This window comes from Gordonia sp. X0973, from assembly GCF_013348785.1.
In the GTDB taxonomy this organism is placed as follows: domain Bacteria; phylum Actinomycetota; class Actinomycetes; order Mycobacteriales; family Mycobacteriaceae; genus Gordonia.
In genome coordinates this window covers 1,732,782-1,754,838 of record NZ_CP054691.1, presented here as the reverse complement: position 1 = coordinate 1,754,838, position 22,057 = coordinate 1,732,782, and the positions used below count along the sequence as shown (strand labels likewise).

Annotated in this window: 20 protein-coding genes and 4 tRNA genes; 9 read left to right on the top strand and 15 right to left on the bottom strand. The window is 70.2% G+C overall.

Features of this window, described 5'->3' with window-relative positions; genetic code table 11:
* Positions 1–3 precede the first annotated feature (3 nt).
* From pgsA to HUN08_RS08590, 7 genes are all read right to left on the bottom strand, one after another.
* Positions 4–681, bottom strand: a complete 678-nt coding sequence (pgsA, locus tag HUN08_RS08620) for a phosphatidylinositol phosphate synthase (RefSeq protein ID WP_124246322.1) — start codon at positions 679–681, stop codon at positions 4–6.
* Positions 678–1,238, bottom strand: a complete 561-nt coding sequence (locus tag HUN08_RS08615) for an HIT domain-containing protein (RefSeq protein WP_124246321.1) — start codon at positions 1,236–1,238, stop codon at positions 678–680. The genes pgsA and HUN08_RS08615 overlap by 4 nt, the downstream gene beginning before the upstream one ends.
* The gene (gene thrS / locus HUN08_RS08610) at positions 1,231–3,297 is read right to left on the bottom strand and encodes a threonine--tRNA ligase (RefSeq protein ID WP_124246320.1); all 2,067 of its coding nucleotides are present in this window, start codon (positions 3,295–3,297) and stop codon (positions 1,231–1,233) included. Before thrS ends, HUN08_RS08615 begins: the two co-directional genes overlap by 8 nt.
* Positions 3,298–3,418: 121 nt before the next feature.
* Positions 3,419–3,493 (bottom strand) — tRNA-Val (locus tag HUN08_RS08605).
* A 23-nt stretch (positions 3,494–3,516) separates the two neighbouring features.
* Positions 3,517–3,591, bottom strand: a tRNA-Val gene (locus tag HUN08_RS08600).
* 31 nt (positions 3,592–3,622) lie between these two features.
* Positions 3,623–3,696, bottom strand: a tRNA-Cys gene (locus HUN08_RS08595).
* A 48-nt stretch (positions 3,697–3,744) separates the two neighbouring features.
* A tRNA-Gly gene (locus HUN08_RS08590) sits at positions 3,745–3,817 on the bottom strand.
* A 246-nt stretch (positions 3,818–4,063) separates the two neighbouring features.
* Here HUN08_RS08590 and HUN08_RS08585 point away from each other — a divergent pair.
* Positions 4,064–4,630: a GNAT family N-acetyltransferase gene (locus HUN08_RS08585; protein WP_124246319.1), complete on the top strand. Its 567-nt coding sequence runs from the start codon at positions 4,064–4,066 to the stop codon at positions 4,628–4,630.
* Between the two features lie 5 nt (positions 4,631–4,635).
* Here HUN08_RS08585 and HUN08_RS08580 read toward each other — a convergent pair whose 3' ends face one another.
* Together HUN08_RS08580 and zapE are read right to left on the bottom strand one after the other, a co-directional pair.
* Entirely contained in the window at positions 4,636–5,076 is a 441-nt protein-coding gene (locus HUN08_RS08580; RefSeq protein ID WP_124246318.1) for an MmcQ/YjbR family DNA-binding protein, read from the bottom strand.
* 88 nt (positions 5,077–5,164) lie between these two features.
* The gene (gene zapE / locus HUN08_RS08575; protein ID WP_124246317.1) at positions 5,165–6,184 is read right to left on the bottom strand and encodes a cell division protein ZapE; all 1,020 of its coding nucleotides are present in this window, start codon (positions 6,182–6,184) and stop codon (positions 5,165–5,167) included.
* A gap of 38 nt (positions 6,185–6,222) precedes the next feature.
* Here zapE and HUN08_RS08570 point away from each other — a divergent pair, with 38 nt between their 5' ends.
* From HUN08_RS08570 to msrB, 4 genes are read left to right on the top strand one after another with little or no spacing between them, the layout of a single operon-like run.
* Positions 6,223–6,936: a dihydrofolate reductase family protein gene (locus HUN08_RS08570; RefSeq protein WP_124246316.1), complete on the top strand. Its 714-nt coding sequence runs from the start codon at positions 6,223–6,225 to the stop codon at positions 6,934–6,936.
* 10 nt (positions 6,937–6,946) lie between these two features.
* On the top strand, positions 6,947–8,527 hold the full coding sequence (locus tag HUN08_RS08565; RefSeq protein ID WP_165353433.1) for an alpha/beta fold hydrolase: 1,581 nt from the start codon (positions 6,947–6,949) through the stop codon (positions 8,525–8,527).
* Between the two features lie 28 nt (positions 8,528–8,555).
* On the top strand, positions 8,556–9,812 hold the full coding sequence (locus HUN08_RS08560; protein ID WP_124246314.1) for a glycosyltransferase family 87 protein: 1,257 nt from the start codon (positions 8,556–8,558) through the stop codon (positions 9,810–9,812).
* Positions 9,809–10,225, top strand: a complete 417-nt coding sequence (msrB, locus tag HUN08_RS08555; RefSeq protein WP_124246313.1) for a peptide-methionine (R)-S-oxide reductase MsrB — start codon at positions 9,809–9,811, stop codon at positions 10,223–10,225. Before HUN08_RS08560 ends, msrB begins: the two co-directional genes overlap by 4 nt.
* A 9-nt stretch (positions 10,226–10,234) precedes the next feature.
* On the opposite strand, the gene hemQ is transcribed toward msrB, so the two are convergent.
* From hemQ to hemE, 3 genes are read right to left on the bottom strand one after another with little or no spacing between them, the layout of a single operon-like run.
* Positions 10,235–10,927, bottom strand: a complete 693-nt coding sequence (hemQ, locus tag HUN08_RS08550; RefSeq protein ID WP_124246312.1) for a hydrogen peroxide-dependent heme synthase — start codon at positions 10,925–10,927, stop codon at positions 10,235–10,237.
* 25 nt (positions 10,928–10,952) lie between these two features.
* On the bottom strand, positions 10,953–12,320 hold the full coding sequence (locus HUN08_RS08545; protein WP_124246311.1) for an FAD-dependent oxidoreductase: 1,368 nt from the start codon (positions 12,318–12,320) through the stop codon (positions 10,953–10,955).
* The gene (gene hemE, locus HUN08_RS08540) at positions 12,317–13,372 is read right to left on the bottom strand and encodes a uroporphyrinogen decarboxylase (RefSeq protein ID WP_124246310.1); all 1,056 of its coding nucleotides are present in this window, start codon (positions 13,370–13,372) and stop codon (positions 12,317–12,319) included. The genes HUN08_RS08545 and hemE overlap by 4 nt, the downstream gene beginning before the upstream one ends.
* A gap of 49 nt (positions 13,373–13,421) precedes the next feature.
* Between hemE and HUN08_RS08535 the strand changes: the two genes are divergently transcribed.
* Together HUN08_RS08535 and HUN08_RS08530 are read left to right on the top strand one after the other, a co-directional pair.
* Positions 13,422–14,081: a DUF3000 domain-containing protein gene (locus tag HUN08_RS08535; RefSeq protein WP_124246309.1), complete on the top strand. Its 660-nt coding sequence runs from the start codon at positions 13,422–13,424 to the stop codon at positions 14,079–14,081.
* A 3-nt stretch (positions 14,082–14,084) separates the two neighbouring features.
* Positions 14,085–15,344, top strand: a complete 1,260-nt coding sequence (locus HUN08_RS08530) for a ribonuclease D (RefSeq protein WP_124246308.1) — start codon at positions 14,085–14,087, stop codon at positions 15,342–15,344.
* Here the strand turns inward: HUN08_RS08530 and dxs are convergent.
* From dxs to HUN08_RS08515, 3 genes are all read right to left on the bottom strand, one after another.
* Positions 15,341–17,284: a 1-deoxy-D-xylulose-5-phosphate synthase gene (gene dxs / locus HUN08_RS08525; RefSeq protein WP_124246307.1), complete on the bottom strand. Its 1,944-nt coding sequence runs from the start codon at positions 17,282–17,284 to the stop codon at positions 15,341–15,343. The genes HUN08_RS08530 and dxs overlap by 4 nt on opposite strands.
* A gap of 65 nt (positions 17,285–17,349) precedes the next feature.
* Entirely contained in the window at positions 17,350–18,642 is a 1,293-nt protein-coding gene (locus HUN08_RS08520; RefSeq protein WP_124246306.1) for a class I SAM-dependent RNA methyltransferase, read from the bottom strand.
* Complete coding sequence (locus tag HUN08_RS08515; RefSeq protein ID WP_124246305.1) at positions 18,635–20,644, bottom strand: APC family permease; 2,010 nt, start codon at positions 20,642–20,644, stop codon at positions 18,635–18,637. The genes HUN08_RS08520 and HUN08_RS08515 overlap by 8 nt, the downstream gene beginning before the upstream one ends.
* Before the next feature lie 62 nt (positions 20,645–20,706).
* Here HUN08_RS08515 and HUN08_RS08510 point away from each other — a divergent pair, with 62 nt between their 5' ends.
* Both HUN08_RS08510 and HUN08_RS08505 read left to right on the top strand, forming a co-directional pair.
* Positions 20,707–21,372: a TrkA family potassium uptake protein gene (locus HUN08_RS08510; RefSeq protein ID WP_124246304.1), complete on the top strand. Its 666-nt coding sequence runs from the start codon at positions 20,707–20,709 to the stop codon at positions 21,370–21,372.
* Positions 21,373–21,392: 20 nt separating this feature from the next.
* Complete coding sequence (locus HUN08_RS08505) at positions 21,393–22,052, top strand: TrkA family potassium uptake protein (protein ID WP_124246303.1); 660 nt, start codon at positions 21,393–21,395, stop codon at positions 22,050–22,052.
* Positions 22,053–22,057: the final 5 nt, after the last annotated feature.

The following is a 22,057-nucleotide window of genomic DNA, read 5'->3' as shown; positions in this document are numbered from 1 at the left end:
CGCTCAGCCCTCCTGCGCGCCGGGATCGGCGTCGGCCGCCTCGGGTACCCCGGTCGGCAGCGGGTCGCGGGCACCGGGCGAGGTGTAAACGCTCCACATGCGCTGGCCGACGGTGACGATGCTCAGCACCGCCAACGCCCACATCGCGACGTGGATCGCCCAGGTCCAGTGCAATCCGGGGAAGTCGGTCAGCCCAGCCCCGCTGAGGCCGATGATGAGGCGTTCGGGCCGCTCGATCAGCCCGCCGTCGCCGTTGAGCCCGGCCGCCTCCGCACGCGACTTGGCATAAGAGATGACCTGGGAGGTCACCAGGCAGATCAGCGTGGCGATCAGCAGCAGCCGGTGGGGCGCCACGACCGCGGCCCACCAGGCGAGCGCACCGAAGATCGCGCCGTCGGCGATCCGGTCGCAGGTGGAGTCCAGCACGGCGCCGAACCGGGTGCCCCACCCGCGGGCACGGGCCATCGCACCGTCGACCATGTCGAGCATTACGAAGGCCCAGCACACCATCGCGCCGGCGAACAGGTAGCCGTTGCCGAACAGCACGATGGCCGCGACCACCGAGATCACGGTGCCGATGATCGTCATCGCGTCCGGGGTGAGGCCGATGCGCAGCAACGCGCGGCCGATCGGATCGGTCACCTTGGACATCGCCTGGCGGCCGCCGTTGAAGCTGATCACGCACCCTCCCCGATCCGGTTCCATTCGTCTGCCAAGATCCGGCGCGTGTCGCGCAGCAGCTGCGGCAGGACCTTGGTGTCCCCGACGACGGTGATGAAGTTGGCGTCGCCGGTCCAGCGCGGCACGATGTGCTGGTGGATGTGCTCGGAGAGCGATCCGCCCGCGGCGGCGCCGAGGTTGAGGCCCACGTTGAAGGCGTCGGGCGCCGACACCGCCTTGATCACCCGGATCGTCTTCTGGGTGAAGGCCATCAACTCGGCGGACTCGGCGGCGGTCAGCGATTCCAGTTCGGCCACCTGCCGGTACGGGACGATCATCGTGTGGCCGGGGTTGTACGGATAGAGGTTGAGCACGGCGTACACGGTCTCCCCCCGCGCGACGACCAGCCCGTCCTCGTCCGACATCTTGGGGATGTCCAGGAATGGGTGTCCGGTGGCCCCGGCCGGGCGCGGCTCGGAAGTGATGTAAGTCAACCGATGCGGACTCCACAGGCGCTGGAGGTGATCGGGCTCCCCCGGCGCCGTGTCGTGGATTGCGCGATCGGGCAGGTCAGTCATCGCCGCGACCCGTGTCCGGCGCGACGAGCGACGCGGTCGGCGAATCGTTGCGCCGGTCGGCCACCCAACCCGTGATCAGCGCGACCGCATCGGCCACCGGCACGCCGTTGACCTGGGTACCGTCGCGGAACCGGAAGCTCACGGCGCCGGCCTCCACGTCTCGCTCGCCGGCCAACAGCATGAACGGCACCTTGCCCGTCGTATGCGTGCGGATCTTCTTCTGCATGCGGTCGTCGGAGTAGTCGACCTCGGCCCGGATGCCGTTGGCCCGCAGCTCGCCGACGACGGACTGCAGGTGGTCGGCGAAGGTTTCGGCCACCGGGATCCCGACGACCTGCACGGGCGCCAGCCATGCGGGGAAGGCGCCCGCGTAGTGCTCGGTCAGGACTCCGAAGAACCGCTCGATGGAGCCGAACAGGGCGCGGTGGATCATCACCGGACGCTGCTTGGTGCCGTCCGGGGCGGTGTACTGCATATCGAAGAGTTCGGGCAGGAAGAAGTCCAGCTGGATCGTCGACATCTGCCACGTGCGCCCGAGCGCGTCTTTGACCTGCACCGAGATTTTCGGACCGTAGAAGGCGGCGCCGCCCGGGTCCGGCACGAGTTCCAGGCCGGAGGCCTCGGCGACGCCGCGCAGGGTCTCGGTGGCCTCCTCCCAGAGATCGTCGGTGCCGACGTACTTCTTCGGGTCCTTGGTGGAGAGCTCGAGGTAGAAGTCGTCCAGGCCGTAGTCCTTGAGCAGCGCCAACACGAACTGGAGCGTGGTGGTCAATTCCTCGACCACCTGGTCCTGCGCGCAGTAGATGTGTGCGTCGTCCTGGGTGAACCCACGGGCCCGGGTGAGGCCGTGGATGACACCGGACTTCTCGTAGCGGTACACCGAGCCGAATTCGAACAACCGCAGCGGCAACTCGCGGTAGCTGCGCCCGCGCGAGTTGAAGATGAGGTTGTGCATCGGGCAGTTCATCGGCTTGACGTAGTAGTCCTGGCCGGGCCGGCGGACCGTTCCGTCCTCGTTGTACTCGGCGTCGAGGTGCATGGGCGGGAACATCCCGTCGGCGTACCACTCGAGATGCTTGGACGTCTCGAACAGCTGCCCCTTGGTGACATGCGGGGTGTTGACGAACTCGTAGCCGGCCGCGACGTGCTGCGCCCGCGAATAGTCCTCCATCTCCTTGCGGATGATGCCGCCCTTGGGGTGGAAGACCGGCAGACCCGATCCGAGTTCGTCGGGGAAGCTGAACAGGTCCAGCTCGGCCCCCAGTCGACGGTGGTCGCGCTTCTCGGCCTCGGCCAGCAGGTCGAGGTAGTGGTCCATCGCCTCGACGCTCTCCCACGCCGTGCCGTAGATGCGCTGCAGACCCGCGTTGGCCTGGTCGCCGCGCCAATAGGCGGCCGAGCTCCTGGTCAACTTGAAGGCCGGGATGTACTTCGTGGTCGGCACGTGCGGGCCGCGGCACAGGTCTCCCCAGATCCGCTCCCCGCTGCGCGGGTTCAGGTTGTCGTAGGCGGTCAGCTCACCGCCGCCGACCTCCATCACTTCCGGGTCGTCCCCGGCGCCCTTGTCGTCGACGAGTTCCAGCTTGTACGGCTCACCGGCCAATTCGGCCTTCGCCTCATCGAGGGTGCCGTACACGCGGCGGGAGAACCGCTGGCCGGACTTGATGATCTTCTTCATCGACTTCTCAAGCGCGGCAAGGTCTTCCGGCGTGAACGGCTCGGCGACGTCGAAGTCGTAGTAGAAGCCGTCGCGGATGGGCGGCCCGATGCCCAGCTTGGCGTCGGGGAACTGCTCCTGCACGGCCTGGGCCAGCACGTGGGCGGCCGAGTGGCGGATGACGCTGCGGCCGTCCTCGGTGTCGGCGGCGACCGGTTCGACGACCGTCTCGACGTCGGGGGCCCAGGCCAGGTCGCGCAGCTTCCCCTCCGGGTCGCGGACCACGACGACCGCCTGCGGCCCCTTGTTCGGGGCGTCGACCTCGCGCAGCGCCGCGCCGGCGGTCGTCCCCGCCGGCACCGTGACGGTGGCGGGCACAACGGACTCAACTGGCGACGACACGGTCGGGGCTCCTCGGGGGATTCGGGCGCAACGGCAAGCGATAGAACTTCGGCTGCCTAGATCGTATCGGTGGCGCCCAGACGCGGCGCGCAGTGGTCCGCGGTGTGGAAAGAGTCAGGCGTGGTGGTCCCAGCTGGGTTCGAACCAGCGACCTCTCGCGTGTGAGGCGAGCGCTCTTCCGCTGAGCTATGGGACCGGGGGCCCGTACTCGCAGGGCCGTGGTGCGCGATACAGGGATTGAACCTGTGACCTCTTCCGTGTCAGGGAAGCGCTCTCCCGCTGAGCTAATCGCGCGGGTGGTGAAATCGGTGGTGAACCGTTTTCGTGGAGGTGGCGACGGGAATCGAACCCGTGTACACGGCTTTGCAGGCCGTTGCCTCACCACTCGGCCACACCACCAATGCGAGGTTTCCGCCGGGAGGAACTCCCCACGAGGAACCCACCTCGAGCGGATGACGGGATTCGAACCCGCGACCCTCACCTTGGCAAGGTGATGCGCTACCAACTGCGCTACATCCGCATTCCGACCCGCTCGCATTCCGGTTTCCCGTCGTGCTTGCGGTGCGAGTGGAAACACTAGCCGACCTTCGAACCATTGCCAAATCTGCTGGTCACAACACCCCGACTGGAATCACACGGATCGTATTCCGACGCTCCCGTCCCTCGCGCCGGCCGAGCGCCGAGTGGGCACCCCATCCCCGCCGAGTGGGCACCCCGAGGGCACCGAGTGGGCACCCGCGACCCGATCGACTGGCAGTCTTGTGGGGTGACCGTCGTCGAAATTGTGACTGATCCCACATCCGCCGACCGCCTGGCGTCGCTCGCGGCGACCACCTTCCCCCTCGCCTGTCCCCCACATTCGCCGCCCGAGGACGTCGCGGCGCACATCCGCAGCGTGCTCGGCGCCGACCGGTTCGCCGCGCACATCGCCGATCCGGACACCGACGTCCTCGTCGCGCGTCCGGCCGCCGACGGCGCATTCGTCGGCTACGCGGTCGTCCACCACGGCAGCGCGCTGCCCGCCGACGTCGGCGACCGGGATCAGCCGGGTCGGGTCGACTCGCAACTCTCCGAGATCTCCAAGTTCTACGTGCTGCCCGATCACCACGGCGATCGCGGCCGGTCCGACGATCCTCCGTCGCGGGCGATGATGCGCGCCGCCCTGCGCCGCGCCGCGGAACGGGAGAGCGCGGCCGCCTGGTTGGGCGTGAACGAGGAGAACCATCGGGCGCTGCGGTTCTACACGAAGTCCGGGTTCACCCGGATCGGGACCAGGGCCTTCGACCTCAACGGCCGAATCGAGCACGACTACGTGCTGATGAGGCCCGTGTGACCGTGTCAGTCCGCGAGGTCATGCCCGGCCAGCCAGGCCCGGGAGCGGCGCTTCGACGCTCGGGACAGCCACGCCTCCTGAATGACTTCCGCCAGTTCTGTGTAACCGAGTTCGCCGACACGGCTGCCACGCAGAAGTACCGAAGGATGCCCGTTGAAGTGCGGGGTCGTAAAGAACGGGGAATCCTCGTCCTGCACCATCGCCAGCTTGTCCTCATCGGAGCCGACCCAGATCACGATGACGTCGTCATACCTGTCCCCGGTCTCGGGATCCACGGCATCGGGTCGTGGGTTGCGGAAGAACACGAACGACTTGCCGCCGACCTGATAGACCTCGTTGCCCTGCGATCCCGCCTCGACGGTCACGTACGGCATCGCCTGTGCCAGGTCGTGCACGTCCTGGACACGGGCTCTTCTGCGCCGACCGCGTGCCGGGGTGCTCGCCATCACCTCACGATAGGGCAACGGCACCGCGTGGACGCACGTCCCGCGGTGTCCTCGCAGGCGCACCCGGAACGGGGCGCGGCCGTTCGAGTCAGACCGCGTTCGCCTCGGCGAACCGCGACAGTGCCAGCAGTCGCGACGTGGCACGCAGGTACTTCTTGCGGTAACCGCCGGCCAGCATCTCGTCGGTGAAGATCTCGTCGAGCTTGCACCCCGAGGTCGTCAGCGGGATGCCCGCGTCGTACAGCCGGTCGGCCAGCACCACCAGGCGCAGCGCCACCGACTGGTCGGTGGTCGGCGAGACGTCGGAGACGCACACCAGGGTCACGCCGTCCACCAGCGCCTTGTACTTCGACGGGTGCAGGGTGCTCAAGTGCTCGCAGAGCGCGGTGAAGTCGTCGAGGCTGGCGGTGTCCGACGCCTCGGCGAGCGCGACCAACTCGGCGTTGGTACGCGGCTCGGGCGCCGGCGGCAGGTCGCGGTGACGGTAGTCGGGCCCGTCGACCCGGACCGATTCGAAGATGCCGGAGAGCTTGCGGATCTCGCGCATGAAGTCCTGTGCGGCGAACCGTCCCTCGCCCAGCTGGCCGGGCAGCGTGTTGGACGTCGTCGCGATCGAGACCCCCTTGCCGCTGAGCTCGGACAGCAGCCGCGAGACCAGCATCGTGTCGCCCGGATCGTCCAGCTCGAACTCGTCGATGCAGATCACCGTGTGGTCCGCGAGGCGCTCGACGGTGTTGAGGAAGCCCAGCGCACCGACGAGCTGGGTCAGCTCGACGAAGGTCGCGAAGGCCTTCGGGCCGGGCATCGCGTGGTAGATCGAGGCCAGCAGGTGGGTCTTGCCGACGCCGAACCCGCCGTCGAGGTAGAGCCCGATCCCGTGTTCGGGCGCACTCTTGCGACCGAACAGGCCCCGCTTGCCACTGCGCACCTTCGCGGCCCGTTCGGCGAAGGAGCGCGCCGACGCGAGGGCGGCCGCCTGGCTCGGCTCGTCCGGGCTGGGGATGTACGTATCGAAACTGACGTCGTCGAAGGTCGACGGCGGGACCATCTCGGCGATGAGGGTCTCCGGCGCGACGATCGGATTGCGGTCAACCAAATGCAGCGTCATGACCCACAAAGAATATCTGGACCGGCCACAATGGCGAGGTGCAGATACTCCACAAAGCGAGCGAGGTCACACCCGACGACCTGACCCGGATGTACGCCTATCCCGACGGTCCGACGCCGGTGGTGCGCGCCAACATGATCGCCAGCATCGACGGCGCGGCCGGCCTGGAGGGTCGTTCTGGTGATCTGGCCGCGGCGGGCGACCACCAGATCTTCGCCCTGCTGCGCTCGCTCGCCGACGTGGTCGTGGTGGGTGCGCATACCGCGCTGACCGAGGGATACCGGCAGCCCGACGGACCCGCGCTGGCCCTGGTGTCGCGGACCCTGGACATCCCGACGGACTACCCGCCGCTGCGCGACCCCCGGACCCTCGTGCTGACCTGCGACGCGGCGCCAGCCACGCGGGCCACGGCCCTCACCGACGCCGGCGCCACCCTCGTCTCCTGCGGCACGGCCAGCGTCTCGCCGGCCGCCATCGGCGCCGAGTGCGGCCGCCGCGGCTGGCGCTGCATCCTGCTCGAGGGCGGCCCGCGACTCCTCGGCGCCTTCGTCGCCGCCGACGCCCTCGACGAACTGTGTCTGACGACGAGCCCGCTGATCGTCGGGGGCTCGGCCAGCCGGGCGGTCAACGTCGACGCCGAGTTCGCCCGCCCGATGCGCTGCGCACACCTGCTCGGCGACGATGACGGCTACCTGTTCGCCCTGTGGCGTTCGAGCGACGGGGAACACGACGACCGCCACGCGTCCCGCTAGTCTCGACGCTATGCATTCCCTCGCCGCGCGCGCGGGCACCGCCGCCCGATTCTTGCTGATCCCGCTGGCCGCCGCCGTCACTGCCGCCGGCTGCGCCGTCGGCCCCGATTCCGGCCCCGCTGTGGTTCGCGGCGGCGGCTCGAAGGGGACGCCCACCAGCGAGTCGGCCAAACCCAAGACCGCTGCGCTACCCGGCATCAAATCCGACCTGAACTGGCGCGACTGCCCGGCATCGATGGCCGCGCGCTACGGCATCACCCCCGCCCCCCGCGTCGAGGTCCGGTGCGCGACCGTGATGACCGCGGCCAACCCGACCGTCACCGGAAGTGAATCGGTGTCGATTCCCCTCGTCCGCCTGCGGATGCCCGACACCCCGAAGGATGCGGCACCGATCGTCGCGGTGACCGGCACCGACCTGCCCGCCGGCCAATTCGGCCTCGCCCTAGCCGGCGGACCGGCCGGAGCCCAGCTGTTGGCCAAGCACCCGGTGGTCGCCGTCGAGCAACGCGGCATCGCCGACATCGACTGCATGACGCGGGCGGATCGGGCGGTCCTGGCCGACAACGGCCAGACGCCGTCGGTCGGCACCACCGGACAATCCCAGGTATCGCGGGTCGCGACCGCCGCGCGCAGTGCCGCCGATTCCTGCACCGACACGCTCGACCGCAATGCCCTGTCCTTCACCTACGCGCTGTCGGCGACCGACTTGGAGGCGCTGCGCGCGAAGTGGGGGCTGGAGAAGATGGCCGTCCTCGGCGTCGGCACCGGCGCACAGGTAGCGCTCTCCTATGCCGCGCAGTACGCCAACCGCACGGGCCGCCTCATCCTGGACACGCCGACACCGTTCACCGGTACGGCCAAGGACCGGGCGAGCGTCCGGGTGCGCGGCGTCGAGCAGGCCCTCGACACCTTCACCCGTCGATGCACCACCAACCCAGAATGCGCGGGCAAGGTCACCGATCCGACGGCCGTCCTGGCGTCGGTCCTGGACAAGGCCGCGACGGGCAAACTCAAGGAACTGAACGCCGCCGGGGTCGTCGATGCGGTGACCCTCGGCATCGGTCTGGCGACCGACTCGGCCCAGCTCCGCGATCTCGTCGCCGCGCTGGCCGCCGCCGACCGCGGAGACACCGCAGCGCTCGCTTCGCTGTCTCGACGCACCGCCGCCGTCCAGGGTCAGGACGGAATCCTGGTCGGGCGCTGCAACAACGTCACCGGCACCGCGGGACTCAACGAGATCGAGGCGCTCGCCACCGACTGGTCCAAGCAGTACCCGCTGGTCGGGCCAACCGAAGCGGTCGCCCTGGCGCAATGCACCGGGTGGGGAACGACGACCGCGCCGGCCGCCCCCGCCGCGTTCGAGGTGCCGCCGTTGGTCTTCGGTGCCGGCGGCGACCCGGTCAACGGCAGCGATCCCGCCAATCTCAACCGCGTCTTCATCGACGCCCAGACCCAGCCCACCACGGTCAGCTGGGACGGCGTGGGCTACTCCGTGGTCGCGCACAGCACCTGCGCCGCGCAGGTCGTCGACGACTACCTCGGCCCGGACGGACTCTCCGGCGACCGCACACGCGCCTGTCCCGCCGAGTAGAGCCGCGGGCTTGTAGTACGGTTCGCTCGTGACGATTGCAGACCGTTACCTGTTCCCCCGCGTACCGACCGAACGGATCATCAAGTCGATCCTGTGGCCGGTCAGCATCATGATGATCTTCCACCGCAGTGTGGTGCTGGCGATCAACGGTGACCGAACCGACGACTTCCGACCGGTGTACGAGGCGGCCCTGCGCTTCGTGCGCGGCCAAACCGTCTACGGCGAAAGCTATGTCAACGTCGAGCCGCACTACCTGTACCCACCCGGGGGGACGCTGCTCATGGCGCCCATCGCCTACCTCGACGGGGAACGGTCGCGGTGGGTGTTCATCGCGCTGTCGGTCGTCGCGGTGGTCATCTCGGCCTATCTGCTGACGAAACTCTTCGGTTACGCGGCATCGTCCTGGGTGCTGCCGACCGTGTTGTTCTTCTGCTTCCTCTCCGAGTCGGTGACCAACACCCTGATCTACGGCAACGCCAACGCGTTCGTCCTGCTCGGCCTGGTGCTCTTCCTCTGGCTGTTGCACCTGGAGAAACCCTGGCTGGCCGGCGTCGCCATCGGCATCACGCTCACGGTCAAACCGGTGCTGCTGCCCGTGCTGCTGCTGCCGCTGCTGAAGAAGGGGATGTGGCGGGCGCTGATCCCCGCCCTGGGCATTCCGGTGGTCCTCAACGCCATCGCCTGGCAGCTGATCCCCGACACCGGGAACTTCATGGAGAAGACCTTCCCCTACCTGCGCGAGACCCGCGACTACTACAACAGCTCGATCGGCGGCCTCGGCGGCTACTACGGACTGGCGTCGTGGCTCATCGTCGCACTGCAGGCCATGTTCGTGATCATGGCCGTGTTCGGGCTCTGGTTCCTCTGGCGCTACTACCGCGAGAAGGACGAGGTGCTGTGGCTGTCGGCATCGTCGGGCATCCTGCTCTGCACCTCCTTCCTCGTCGGCCCGCTCGGCCAGGGCTACTACTCGATGCTGCTGTTCCCGCTGATCATGACGGTGATCCGCCCCGGTTCCCCGGTCCGCAACTGGCCCGCCTGGCTGGGCATCTACGGCTGCCTGACCTTCGACAAGTACTTCACGGTCCGCGACAAGCACCTGGAGCACCTGCCGTACAACTGGGAGGGAATCGGCCGCAACATGCAGTATCTGACCGTCACCTGGGGCTGGTCGCTGCTGATGATCGCCGTGTTCTTCGCCCTGCTCTGGCGCTACCTCGATCTGCGCGAGACCGAGAAGACCGCCGCCCCGATCCCCCGCGGCGCGGTTACTGTGGAGGCGTGAGCGAGCACACCACCGATTTCTCCGCGCTGACCGACGAGCAGTGGGCGCAGCGACTCACCCCGAGCGAGTTCCGCGTCCTGCGACGGGCCGGCACCGAGGCGCCCTTCGTCGGCGAATACACCGACACCAAGACGACCGGCGTCTACCGCTGCCGGGCCTGCAACGCCGAGTTGTTCCGCAGCGACACGAAGTTCGATTCCCACTGCGGCTGGCCGTCGTTCTTCTCCCCGCTGGCCGGGGACAAGATCATCGAGCGGCGCGACACCTCGGGCGGGATGGTCCGAACCGAGGTGCTGTGCGCGAACTGCCGCAGCCATCTGGGCCACGTCTTCGCCGGCGAAGGCTATGACACCCCCACCGACCTGCGCTACTGCATCAATTCGATCAGTCTGACGCTGGAACCCGCCGAGTAGCCGGCCCGCTCAGGGCAGGCGCGGGACGAGGTCGGCCGGCTCCACGCGCGGACCGGTGAAGAACGGGATCTCGACGCGGACGTGACGACGGGCCTCCGTGGCCCGCAGGTCGCGCATCAGGTCGACGATGCGGTGCAGTTCCTGCGCCTCGAACGCGAGAATCCACTCGTAGTCCCCCAGCGCGAAGGCGGGTACGGTGTTCGCCCGGACGTCCTTGTATCCGCGGGCTTCCTTGCCGTGGTCGGCGAGCATGGTGCGCCGCTCCTCGTCCGGAAGCAGGTACCAGTCGTAGGACCGGACGAACGGGTAGACGCAGACATAGGCGCCGGGATCCTCACCGGCGAGGAACGCCGGGATATGACTCTTGTTGAACTCCGCCGGCCGGTGCAGCGCCGCGGCACTCCAGAAGGTGTCGCATGCGCGGCCCAACGCGGTGTCCCGACGGAACCGCTGGTACGCCGCCTGGATCTCCTCGATGGTCTCCGCGTGCCACCAGATCATGAAGTCGGCGTCGCCGCGCAGACCGGAGACGTCGTAGACGCCCCGGACGACGAGCCCGTCGCGCTGGACGTCGTCGACGAAGGACGCGAACTCGCTCGCCGCGCCCGCACGGTCGGACAGCTCGCCCGGGCGCACGGTGAACACCGAGAACATCAGGTAGCGGATGGTGGAGTTGAGTTCGTCGTAGTTCAAGCGAGCCATGAACCCACGCTACAACGACGCCGAATCAGACCTGCGCGAGGTGCGCCCGCACCGCGGCGGCCGCGGCTCGCGCCTGCCCGATGCAGGCCGGCACCCCCACCCCCCGATAGGCCGACCCGGCGAGCGCGATCGACGCCGGCAGCCCGGCGAACACCGCCTCCACCAGCGCGTCGTGCCCGGGTGCGTAGCAGGGCAGGCCGTCGGACCACCGGGCCACCGCCACGTCCACCGGCTCGCCGACCGCGGTGCCACACGCCTGCCCCACCGCCGCGCGCGCGATCGCGACCAATTCCGCGTCGGAGGCGGTGACCGGTTGCCCGAGGCGTCCGAAGGAGGCGCGCACCCGGTGCGGTGCCGGACCCGGCTCCCCCACGTCGAGGTGATCCCATTTGCGCGAACTGAAGGTGATCGCCTTGACCGCACCGGCCAGCTCCTCGCCGGTGGCGACGAGGACTCCCGAGTGTGCGGGCAGGGCCGTCTCCACCGGTAGCGCCAGGGCGACGACGGCGGGTGCGGCGGTGGCTATCGTGCCGAGCGCTTCCGCGCTGTCCGGTGCCACGGCCCCGAGCTGGCGCGCGGCCACCGGTGCCGGCGTCGCGACGACCACGGCGTCGTATACCTGCCCGGCGACCGACCAGGACCGACCCGCGGCGGCTATCTCGGCAACCGGTGTGTCCAGCAGGGTTCGCGGCGCCGCGGATTCGACCAGGGCGTCGACCAGCGCCCGGTACCCGCCGCGCAGGGCGCCGAACACCGGTGTGCGCGGCGCGGTGGGTGCGGGCAGCAGTGCGGCCACCGCCGCGGTCAGGCTCGGAGCCCCTTCGTCGAGGCGCGCGGCCAGGGCGGGCAGCGCGGCCCGCAGGCCGGTGTCGGCCGCGAGGCAGGAATAGACTCCTCCGACCATCGGGTCGAGGACGCGCGCCACCACCGACGGCCCGAATCGGTCGGCCACCAACTCCCCCAGCGAGCAGTCCGCCCCCGCGGTCCAGGCGAGGGGCCGGTCGGGTTCGGTGGCCATCCGGGCGAGATCCTCGTCGTCGGCGACCTCGGCCACCGCTTCGGGCGACGCCGGAATCCCCATCCACGTCGGAGTCGGCATCGGACGGAGCCGACCACACGCCCACAGTGCGGGACGGGCATCGGTGGGCACCACGATCTCGTCGGCCAGTCCCAGTTCCGCGACCAGGTCGCGGGCCTCCGGGCGCCGCAGGACGAAGGCCTCCGCGCCGACGTCGGTGGTGCGGCCGGCGACGTCCACCCCGTGCAGGATCCCGCCGAGCCGGCCCGATGCCTCGTAGAGGTCGACGACCAGTTCCGGGCCGAGGATGCGGCGCAGCTCGTGGGCGGCGACCAGGCCGGACAGACCGGCCCCGACGACCGCGACGCGGCTCACGCCGAATGCACCAGCTCGACGGCGCGGGTGATGGCGTCGGGATCGGTATCCGGCAGCACGCCGTGGCCGAGGTTGAAGATGTGGCCGATCGCGCCCGCGGCCATCGCCCGGTCGGCGTCGACCACCACGCGCGCCACGTGCTCGGCGATCACCGCGTCACCGGCGAACAGCACGGTCGGGTCCAGGTTGCCCTGCAGCGCCTTGCTCGGGCCGATCCGCCTGGCCGCCTCGTCGAGCGGGACGCGCCAGTCGACTCCGACCACGTCGGCGCCCACCTGCCCCATCGACGCGAGGAGTTCGCCGGTGCCGACGCCGAAATGGATCCGGGGAGCCCCGTGGTCCGCGATCTCGGCGAACACCCGGGCGCTGTGCGGCGCGACGAAGGTCTCGTAGTCGCGGCGGGAGAGGATGCCCGCCCACGAGTCGAACAGCTGCACGGCCTGCACGCCGGCCTCCAATTGGACGCGCAGGAAGGTCACGGTGATGTCGGCGAGGCGGCCCATCAGCGAATGCCACAGCTGCGGGTCGCCGTACATCATGGCCTTGGTGTGGGTGTAGGTACGGCTCGGGCCGCCCTCGATCAGATACGACGCGAGGGTGAACGGGGCGCCGGCGAATCCGATGAGCGCGGTGGGCGTCGGGTCGAGCTCCGCACGCAGGAGTGAGACGGCCCGCGCCACCGCGCCGACCTCCTCGGGCTCCAATCGCCGGATGGCCGCGACGTCGGCCGCGGTCCGGACCGGCTCGGCGATCACCGGGCCGGTGCCCGCGACGATGTCGAGGTCGATTCCGGCCGCTTTGAGCGGCACGACGATATCGGAGAAGAGGATCGCCCCATCGGTGTCGTGGCGGCGCACCGGCTGCATGGTGATCTCGCAGACCATCGCCGGATCGAAGCAGGACTCGAGCATTCCCCGACCCTCGCGCAACGCGCGGTATTCCGGCAGCGAACGGCCCGCCTGCCGCATGAACCACACCGGTCGGCGCGACGGTCGGTGTCCGGTTGCCGCGGCCAGCAGCGGTTTCTCACTCACACCGACCACTCTATCCATCGCGGCGCGCCTCCCACCGCCGCGGTCGGGTCCGTCTTAGGTTGAATCCGTGATCGGAACAGGCGTCCCCGGCGGCGGCACCGCACCGAGCCGGGCGGGCGATCCGGCCGATTTCACCGCGGCCGTGACATCCCTACAGGCGGCGGCGGTGCGCGCCGATATCGAGGTCGGTCCGATCCGCCCGCCGCAGCGCCTCGCGCCCTACAGCTATGCCGTCGGCGCGGAGGTGCGCACCGGGGAGCCCGACGACGTCCCGACCGACTCGTCTGGCTCCGCCTTCGGCCGCCTGATCCTCTTGTACGACCCGGAGGGTCACGACGCGTGGAGCGGGACCATCCGCCTGGTCGCCTACATCCAGGTGGACATGGAGGCCGATCTGGCGACCGACCCGATGCTGCCGGAGGTCGCCTGGAGCTGGCTCACCGACGCGCTCGGCGTCCCCGAGGGCGAGAACGAGACTCCCGCATCGGTGGGGCGGGCGACGGGCCAACCGATGTTGACCGCGCTCGGCGGAACCGTGACGTCGACCAGTTCGGTGCGCTACGGCGACATCGCCGGTCCGCCGCGCGCCCACCAGTTGGAGCTGCGCGCCTCGTGGACGGCACTCGATTCCGAGCTGGACCGCCACCTCGAAGCCTTCTGCGAAGTCCTGGCCACTGCTGCCGGACTGCCCCCGACCGGTGTGACCGCACTGCACTCGGCCGACTAGTCCATGACAGACAACCCGACTCCCGCGCACACCGCGGCCGACGAGCAGGCCGATCCGCCCACCGTTCCACTCCTCGCACCCGCCGACGGCGTGCCGCCCGTCCTGGTCGGCCCCGACGACTTCGCCGCGGCTGCCGAGAAGCTGCGCGCCGGATCGGGCCCGGTGGCCGTGGACACCGAGCGCGCGTCGGGGTTCCGGTACTCGCAGCGCGCGTATCTGATCCAGATCCGCCGGGCGGGTGCCGGGTCATTCCTGATCGATCCGATCGAGCACCCCGACTCCCTTGCCCCGGTGATCTCGGCCCTGGACGGACCCGAGTGGGTCCTACACGCAGCCGACCAGGACCTGCCCTGTCTGCACGAGTTGGGCCTGCGGTGCGCCTCTCTCTACGACACCGAGCTGGCCGGACGGCTGCTCGGCCACAACCGGGTCAACCTGGCCGCGATGACCGCCCAATTCCTCGGCTACGAACTGCGCAAGGGGCACGGCGCGGCGGACTGGTCCAAGCGACCGCTGCCCGACGAATGGCTCAACTACGCGGCACTGGACGTCGAACTGCTCGTCGAGCTGCGCGATGCGATGGACGCCGCCCTGCGCGACGCCGGGAAGGACGAGTGGGCCGCGCAGGAATTCGCGTACCTGCTCTCCCGTCCACCGTCACCGCCGCGGCAGGACCGCTGGCGACGCACGTCGAATATCCACAGCCTCAAGACCGCGCGGCAGCTGGCCGCGGTTCGGGAACTGTGGGAATCGCGCGAAGAGTTGGCGCGACAGCGCGATGTCGCCCCCGGCCGGGTGCTCCCGGATTCGGCGATCGTCGACGCCGCACAATCCGATCCGCGCACCGTCGAGGATCTCACCGCGCTCAAGGTATTCGGCGGACCGCGCCAGCGCAGGCATGCCCGGCGCTGGCTGGCCGCACTGAATCGTGCCCGCGACCTGCCCGACGACCAGCTGCCGGCACGCAAGGCCCCCACGACGGGGTTGCCGCCCGTCAACCGGTGGGAACCGCGCCACCCGGCCGCCGCGGCCCGGGCGGCACTCGTCCGCCCGGCGGTGGTCCGGGTCGCCGAATCGGTCTCGGTGCCCGCCGAGAACCTGCTCTCCCCCGAATTGGTCCGGCAGGTGTGCTGGAACGGCGCCGAGCCGACCGGCAGCGCCGTCGATGAGGCCCTCGAAGCGGGCGGGGCACGGCCGTGGCAGCGCGAATTGACGCGCGACGCCATCGCCCAAGCGCTCGGCGAGGCCGCCAAACAGGTCTAGCCCGCGTCGCCCTGCGCGCCGGCCGACGTGGTGGTGTCGACCGCGTCCGGGTCGAGGCTGCGCGACACCGCCGCGGTGATGTCGCGCGACAGTCCCTGGGCGGTCAGTCCGAGGTCGCCGAGGATCTCGCCGCGCGAGGCCGCCGCGACGAACTCCTTCGGAACACCGCGCTGCATCACCGGAACACCGATGCCGGCCGCTGCCATCGCGTCGATGATCGCCGAACCCACACCCCCGTCGACGAGTCCGTCCTCGAGGGTGACGACGAGTCGGTGCCCGGCGGCCATTTCCACGACCGAGTCCGGCACCGGCAGCACCCACCGCGGGTCGACGACCGTCACCTCGATGCCCTGCTTCGCCAGCAGGTCGGCGGTGTCGCAGGCCACCGCGGCGAAGGCCCCGATGCCGACCAACAGCACGTCGCCGGCGGGCAGCGCCGCATCCGACCGGCTCCGCTTGAGAACGTCGACGCCGTCGGCGGTGCGCTCAAGCGCACGGATGTCTTCGGGTACCGCTCCCTTGGCGTAGCGGATCGCGGTCGGCCCGTCGTCGGTGCCGAGCGCCTCGTCGAGTTCCTCGCGCAGCCGCACGGCGTCGCGCGGGGCCGCGACCCGCAGACCGGGCACCATCGCCATCAGCGAGAGGTCCCACATGCCGTGGTGGCTCGGCCCGTCCGGGCCGGTGATCCCGGAGCGGTCCAGGACCAGCGTGACCGGCTGGCGCAACAGCGCCACGTCCATCAGCAGTTGGTCGAAGGCCCGGTTGAGGAAAGTCGAATAGATGGCGACGACGGGGTGCATCCCGCCGAGCGCGAGGCCCGCCGCCGACGTCAGGGCGTGCTGCTCGGCGATGCCGACGTCGTACAGCCGATCCGGGAACCGCTCGCCGAAGGCCGCCAGGCCGGTCGGCGCGGCCATCGCCGCGGTGATCGCGACGACGTCGGGGCGGCGCGCACCGGCCTCGACCAGGGCAGCGGAGAACACCGCCGTCCAGTCCTGGGCGGCGACCGACGTCGAGCGCCCGGTGGCCGGATCGATGACCCCGATGCCGTGCATCTGGTCCTCTTCGTGGTTCTCGGCCGGCCCGTAGCCGTTGCCCTTGCGGGTCACGGCGTGGACGATCACCGGTCCGCCGAAGGCCTTCGCCTGCCGCAACGCGCTCTCCAGGGCGCCGATGTCGTGCCCGTCGACCGGGCCGACGTACTTGAGGCCCAGGTCGGCGAACAGCGCCTGGGGCGCCAGCAGGTCCTTGACCCCGCTCTTGAGCCCGTGGACGACGGCGTAGGCCGGCTCCCCCACCACCGGCACGCGCTTGAGCAGGTGCCGACTCTCGGTGAGGAACCGCTCGTAGCCGGGCTGCAGGCGCAGACCGGAGAGGTGCTGCGCCAAGCCGCCGATGGTCGGGGCGTAGGAGCGGCCGTTGTCGTTGACGACGATGACCACCGGCCGGTTGGCCGCGGCGATGTTGTTGAGTGCCTCCCAGCACATGCCGCCGGTGAGTGCCCCGTCGCCGACGACGGCGACGACCGTGCGCTTCTCACCGCGCAGTTCGAAGGCCTTGGACAACCCGTCGGCGTAGGAGAGGGCGGCCGAGGCGTGTGAGGACTCGACCCAGTCGTGCGGGCTCTCCGCGCGTTCCTGGTAGCCGGTCAGCCCGTCGCGCTGGCGCAGGGTGTCGAAGCCCTCGGCCCGCCCGGTCAGGATCTTGTGGACGTAGCACTGGTGGCCGGTGTCGAAGATCACCGGGTCCGACGGCGAGTCGAACACCCGGTGGATGGCCATCGTCAACTCGACGACGCCGAGGTTGGGTCCCAGGTGGCCGCCGGTCGCCGACACCTTGGCCACCAGGAAGCGCCGGATCTCGCCGGCCAGCCGCTCCAACTCGTCGCTGGTCAGGTCGGACAGATCCTCCGGGGAGTGGATCGATTCCAATAGACCCATCGGCGAGTCCTCCTGTCCAGTTCACGGTCGCGGGCTGTGCGATCGGGTTTCAGTCTACGGACGTTTCACGATCGGATGAGGAGAGCCATGGCCTCGAGGTGATGTGTCAGCGGAAAGGCGTCGAAGCCGCGCAGGTCGGCGAGCCGATAGCCGGCGGCGACGGCCCGCCCGACATCCCGCGCGAAGGAGGCGGGGTCACATCCGACGTGGACGATCACCGTCGGCGCCGCCGCGCAGACGGCGTCCATCACCGCGGCGCCTGCTCCGCTGCGCGGCGGGTCGAGGATCACCGCGGCCGGCGCGGGCAGGTCGGCGAGCGCGGCCGGCGAGACCGCCGCCCGCACCAGCTGCACCGGCCCGTCGGAGTAGACCGCTCGCGCCGCGGACAGCGCATCCGGCTCGGTGTCGACGACGTGGACCTCGCCGGCGCCCGCGTCGAGGGCGGAACCGGCGAACACCCCGGCGCCGCCGTACAGGTCCCACACGGGGCCTGGTGGCATCGGTCGGCTCAGCCACTCGCGGGCGACCTCCGCGTAGGTTCCCGCCGCGCCGCGATGGGCCTGCCAGAACGCGCCGACCGGCAGCTCCCACTCCCGCGCGCCCACCCGGTAGCGCGCCACCGGTGCTCCGGCGAGGACGCGGTCGGGTGCCGACGGTCGCAGCGAGCGATGTCGCTGGGCCGAAGCCCGCGCGCCTTTGCCCCGGGTCTGCCGCCGACCGCGGGCCCGAGGCGCCGGACGCGCCGACCCGGGTGATCGCACCGCGAGATGAACCGCACCGGCGTCGTCGTGGACGGCCAGCAACTCCGACCCCGGATCGACGCCGGCGAGGTCGGTGGCGGCCAGGGCGGCGGTCATCTCCGCGGTGAGCGCGGCACAACGCCCGTCGACGATCCGCTCGCCGTGCGCGGCCCGGAATCCGACGGCCCCGTCGGCACCGACCCCCAGACGGGCCCGGATGCGCCACCCGTGACCGGACCCTCCCCCGTCAATCGGCTCGATGCCGACTTCCGCCGGCGGGTCGAGCCGCCCGATCCTGCTGAGGGCATCGGTGAGGATCGTGGTCTTCGCCCGGCGGATCGCCGCCGGAGTCGCATACGCGAGATCACAACACCCGGCCCCGGCCGCCGCGGCCGGGCAGGACACCGGCGTGCGATCCGGCGACGGTTCGAGCACGTCGACGACCCGGGCCCGCCAGAACGCCGGCCGCGAGCCGTCGGTCACCTCGGCGAGCACGGTCTCCCCCGGCAGCGCCCCGGAGACGAAGACGACCCGGCCGTCGACGCGGGCCACCCCCGCGCCGCCGTGGGCGAGTGCGGTCACCTCGCACCGCAGCGGCGGCGCACCGGTATCAGTCACCGCTGGAAACCGGCCCCAGGCCACGACGGACGTCGCCTGGCGCGACGAATTGCGCCTCGTCTTTGCGGCGGTCCGACGAACTCAGCAGCCACGGCACCGACGTGACCATCACGCTCGGTTCGAACAGCAGGCGGCCCTTGAGGCGCAGCGCCGACTGGTTGTGCAGGATCTGCTCCCACCAGTGCCCGACCACGTATTCGGGGATGAAGACGGTGATGACGTCGCGCGGGTGGTCCCGGCGTACGCGACGCACGTAGTCGACGACCGGGCGGGTGATCTCGCGGTACGGCGAGGCGATGACCTTCAGCGGCACCGTGATGTCGCTGGCCTCCCATTCGGAGACCAGTTTGCGCGTGTCCCGGTCATCGACGTTGACCGTGATGGCCTCGAGCGTGTCCGGGCGGGTGGCGCGCGCGTAGCGCACCGCACGACGGGTGGCCAGGTGCAGGCGCGAGACGAGCACGATCGAGCGAGTGTGCGGCGGCAGCACCTCGTCCTCGTCCGCCGCCGCGTCCAATTCGGTCTGCACCGTCGCGTAGTGCCGGTGGATCAACTGCATGAGGACGTAGATGATCGTCATCGCGAGGATGGCGATCCACGCCCCGGCCAGGAACTTGGTGATCAGCACGACGATCAGCACGGTCGCGGTCATCACCAGGCCGATGGTGTTGACGATGCGCGAGCGCTGCATCCGCCGCCGGGCCGCGGGGTCCGACTCGGTGCGCAGCAGTCGGGTCCAGTGGCGGACCATGCCGGTCTGGCTGAGCGTGAACGAGACGAAGACGCCGACGATGTACAGCTGGATCAGTGCGGTCACCTCGGCGCCGAAGGCGACGATGAACGCAATCGCGGCCAGGGCGAGGAACACGATTCCGTTGGAGAAGGCGAGACGGTCGCCGCGGGTGTGGAGCTGGCGCGGCAGGAAGCGGTCCTGGGCGAGGACCGAACCGAGCACGGGGAAGCCGTTGAACGCCGTGTTGGCGGCCAGCATCAAGATCAGCGCGGTCGCGATGGCGACGAGGTAGAAGGCCGGGGTGAACCCGCCGAACACGGCATGGGCGAGCTGCGCGATCATCGACTGCTGGTGATACCCGGCGGGCGCGTTGACCAGGTCCTTCGCCGGGTCGGCAACGTACTTGACGCCGGCCTTCTGGGCCAGCAGCACCAGCCCCATCAGCAGGGTGATGGAGAAGGCCCCCAGCAACAGCAGCGTGGTCGCCGCGTTGCGCGACTTCGGCTTGCGGAAGGCGGGCACCCCGTTGCTGATCGCCTCGACCCCGGTCAGGGCGGCACAGCCCGACGAGAAGGAGCGGGCCAGCAGGAAGACCATCGCGAAGCCGACCCAATGCCCCGGTTCCGCGCGCAGCCCGTAGTCGGCCGTCTCCGCCTTCACCGAGCCCCCGAGGGCGAGCTCGGAGAAGCCCCAGCCGAGCATGACCAGGACGCTGAAGATGAACAGGTAGGTGGGGATCGCCAGGATCGCGCCGGATTCCTTGATCCCGCGCAGGTTCACGGCGGCGATCAGGAGGATGGCGGCCACGCTGAACAGCACCTTGTGGTGGTGCACGAACCCGATCGCCGATCCGATGTTCTCGACGGCCGAGGCGATCGACACGGCGACGGTGAGGACGTAGTCGACGAGCAGCGCGCTGCCGACGACGAGTCCGGCCGACTTCCCGAGGTTGACCGTGGCGACCTCGTAGTCGCCGCCACCGGAGGGATAGGCGTGGACGTTCTGCCGGTAGCTCGCCACGACGACGACCATGACGACGGCGACGGCGACCGCGACCCACGGGGTGTAGGCGAGGGCGCCCAGCCCGGCGACCGAGAGGACCAGGAAGATTTCTTGCGGCGCATAGGCCACCGACGACATCGCGTCGGAGGCGAACACCGGCAGGGCGATGCGTTTGCGCAGCAGGGTATGCCCGAGGCTGTCGCTGCGGAACGGGCGGCCGACCACGAGTCGCTTGAGCGCGACCGGCACCTGGGACAGGTTGGACACGTCGCTCAGATTAGGCCCCTCGCGGTCATCGCGTGCAACGTGGGGCGGTGTAGGTTCGTCACGTGCACGTAGTGATCATGGGTTGCGGCCGGGTCGGCGCCTCGCTCGCGGGCGCGATGCAGCGCCGCGGACACACGGTCTCGGTGATCGACCGCGACCCCGACGCCTTCTCCCGCCTGGGCCCCGACTTCACCGGGACGACCACCGTCGGCGTCGGCTTCGACCGCGACGTCCTGACGCGCGCCGGGATCGAGACGGCCGACGCGTTCGCCGCGGTGTCCTCCGGCGACAACTCGAATATCGTGGCGGCGCGGGTGGCGCGCGAGACCTTCGGTCTGGAGCGGGTGGTGGCCCGGATCTACGACGCCCGACGCGCGGAGGTCTACGCCCGTCTCGGTATCCCCACCGTCGCGACCGTCCCCTGGACCACCGACCGGTTCGTCGCCGAACTCGACGACGACGTCGATTCGGTCGCCTGGCGCGACCCGAGCGGCAACGTCGACCTGATCGAACTCGACGTGGACGAGTCGTGGATCGGCACGTCGGTGGCCCGGTTCGCCGAGGAGACCGGAGCGCACGTCGTCTTCCTCAACCGGGTCGGCCGACCGATCCTGCCCGAGCCGCGCACCGCGCTGCAGGACGACGACATCGTCTACGTCGCGGTCCGGACCACCGACCGTGCCGCCGTCCGCGCCGCCGCCGCGGCGCCCAAGCCCGTTCACGACTGACCCGGCCACCGAGGAGCACAGTGAAAGTCGCCATAGCCGGAGCCGGAGCCGTCGGCCGCTCGATCGCCGGCGAGTTGATCGCCAACCACCACGACGTGACGTTGTTCGAGCGGAACCCGCACAACGTCGATCCCGACGCGGTGCCGGGGGCCTCGTGGATCAGCGGCGACGCCTGCGAGTTGACCAACCTGGAGCGCGCCGGCCTGCAGGACTACGACGTGATGGTCGCCGCGACCGGCGACGACAAGGCCAACCTCGTCGTCGCCCTGTTGGCCAAGACCGAGTTCGCGGTGAACCGCGTGGTGGCCCGCGTCAACAACCCGCGCAACGAATGGCTGTTCGGCGAGGACTGGGGGGTGGACGTCGCGGTCTCCACGCCGCGCATCCTGGCCTCACTGGTCGAAGAGGCGGTGAGCGTCGGCGATCTGGTCCGCCTGATGACCTTCCGGCAGGGACAGGCGAATCTGGTCGAGATGACCCTGCCCGACAACACGCCGTTGGCCGGGCGGCCGGTCCGCAAACTGGTGCTGCCCCGTGACGTGGCCCTGGTCGCGATCCTGCGCGGCGGCCGGGTGATCGCCCCGCAGGGGGACGACTCGGTGGAGGGCGGCGACGAGCTGGTGTTCGTGGCGCCCGAAGAAGTCGAAGGCGAACTCAAGCGCGTGATGCAACTCGACTGAGCCGG

What these genes read in the sequence shown, in the direction of transcription:
- HUN08_RS08615 (WP_124246321.1), bottom strand. Translation starts at nt 1,238, where the DNA reads ATGACTGACCTGCCCGATCGCGCAATCCACGACACGGCGCCGGGGGAG.
- hemQ (WP_124246312.1), bottom strand. Translation starts at nt 10,927, where the DNA reads ATGGCTCGCTTGAACTACGACGAACTCAACTCCACCATCCGCTACCTG.
- HUN08_RS08530 (WP_124246308.1), top strand. Translation starts at nt 14,085, where the DNA reads ATGACAGACAACCCGACTCCCGCGCACACCGCGGCCGACGAGCAGGCC.
- hemE (WP_124246310.1), bottom strand. Translation starts at nt 13,372, where the DNA reads ATGGATAGAGTGGTCGGTGTGAGTGAGAAACCGCTGCTGGCCGCGGCA.
- HUN08_RS08580 (WP_124246318.1), bottom strand. Translation starts at nt 5,076, where the DNA reads ATGGCGAGCACCCCGGCACGCGGTCGGCGCAGAAGAGCCCGTGTCCAG.
- zapE (WP_124246317.1), bottom strand. Translation starts at nt 6,184, where the DNA reads ATGACGCTGCATTTGGTTGACCGCAATCCGATCGTCGCGCCGGAGACC.
- dxs (WP_124246307.1), bottom strand. Translation starts at nt 17,284, where the DNA reads ATGGGTCTATTGGAATCGATCCACTCCCCGGAGGATCTGTCCGACCTG.
- HUN08_RS08565 (WP_165353433.1), top strand. Translation starts at nt 6,947, where the DNA reads ATGCATTCCCTCGCCGCGCGCGCGGGCACCGCCGCCCGATTCTTGCTG.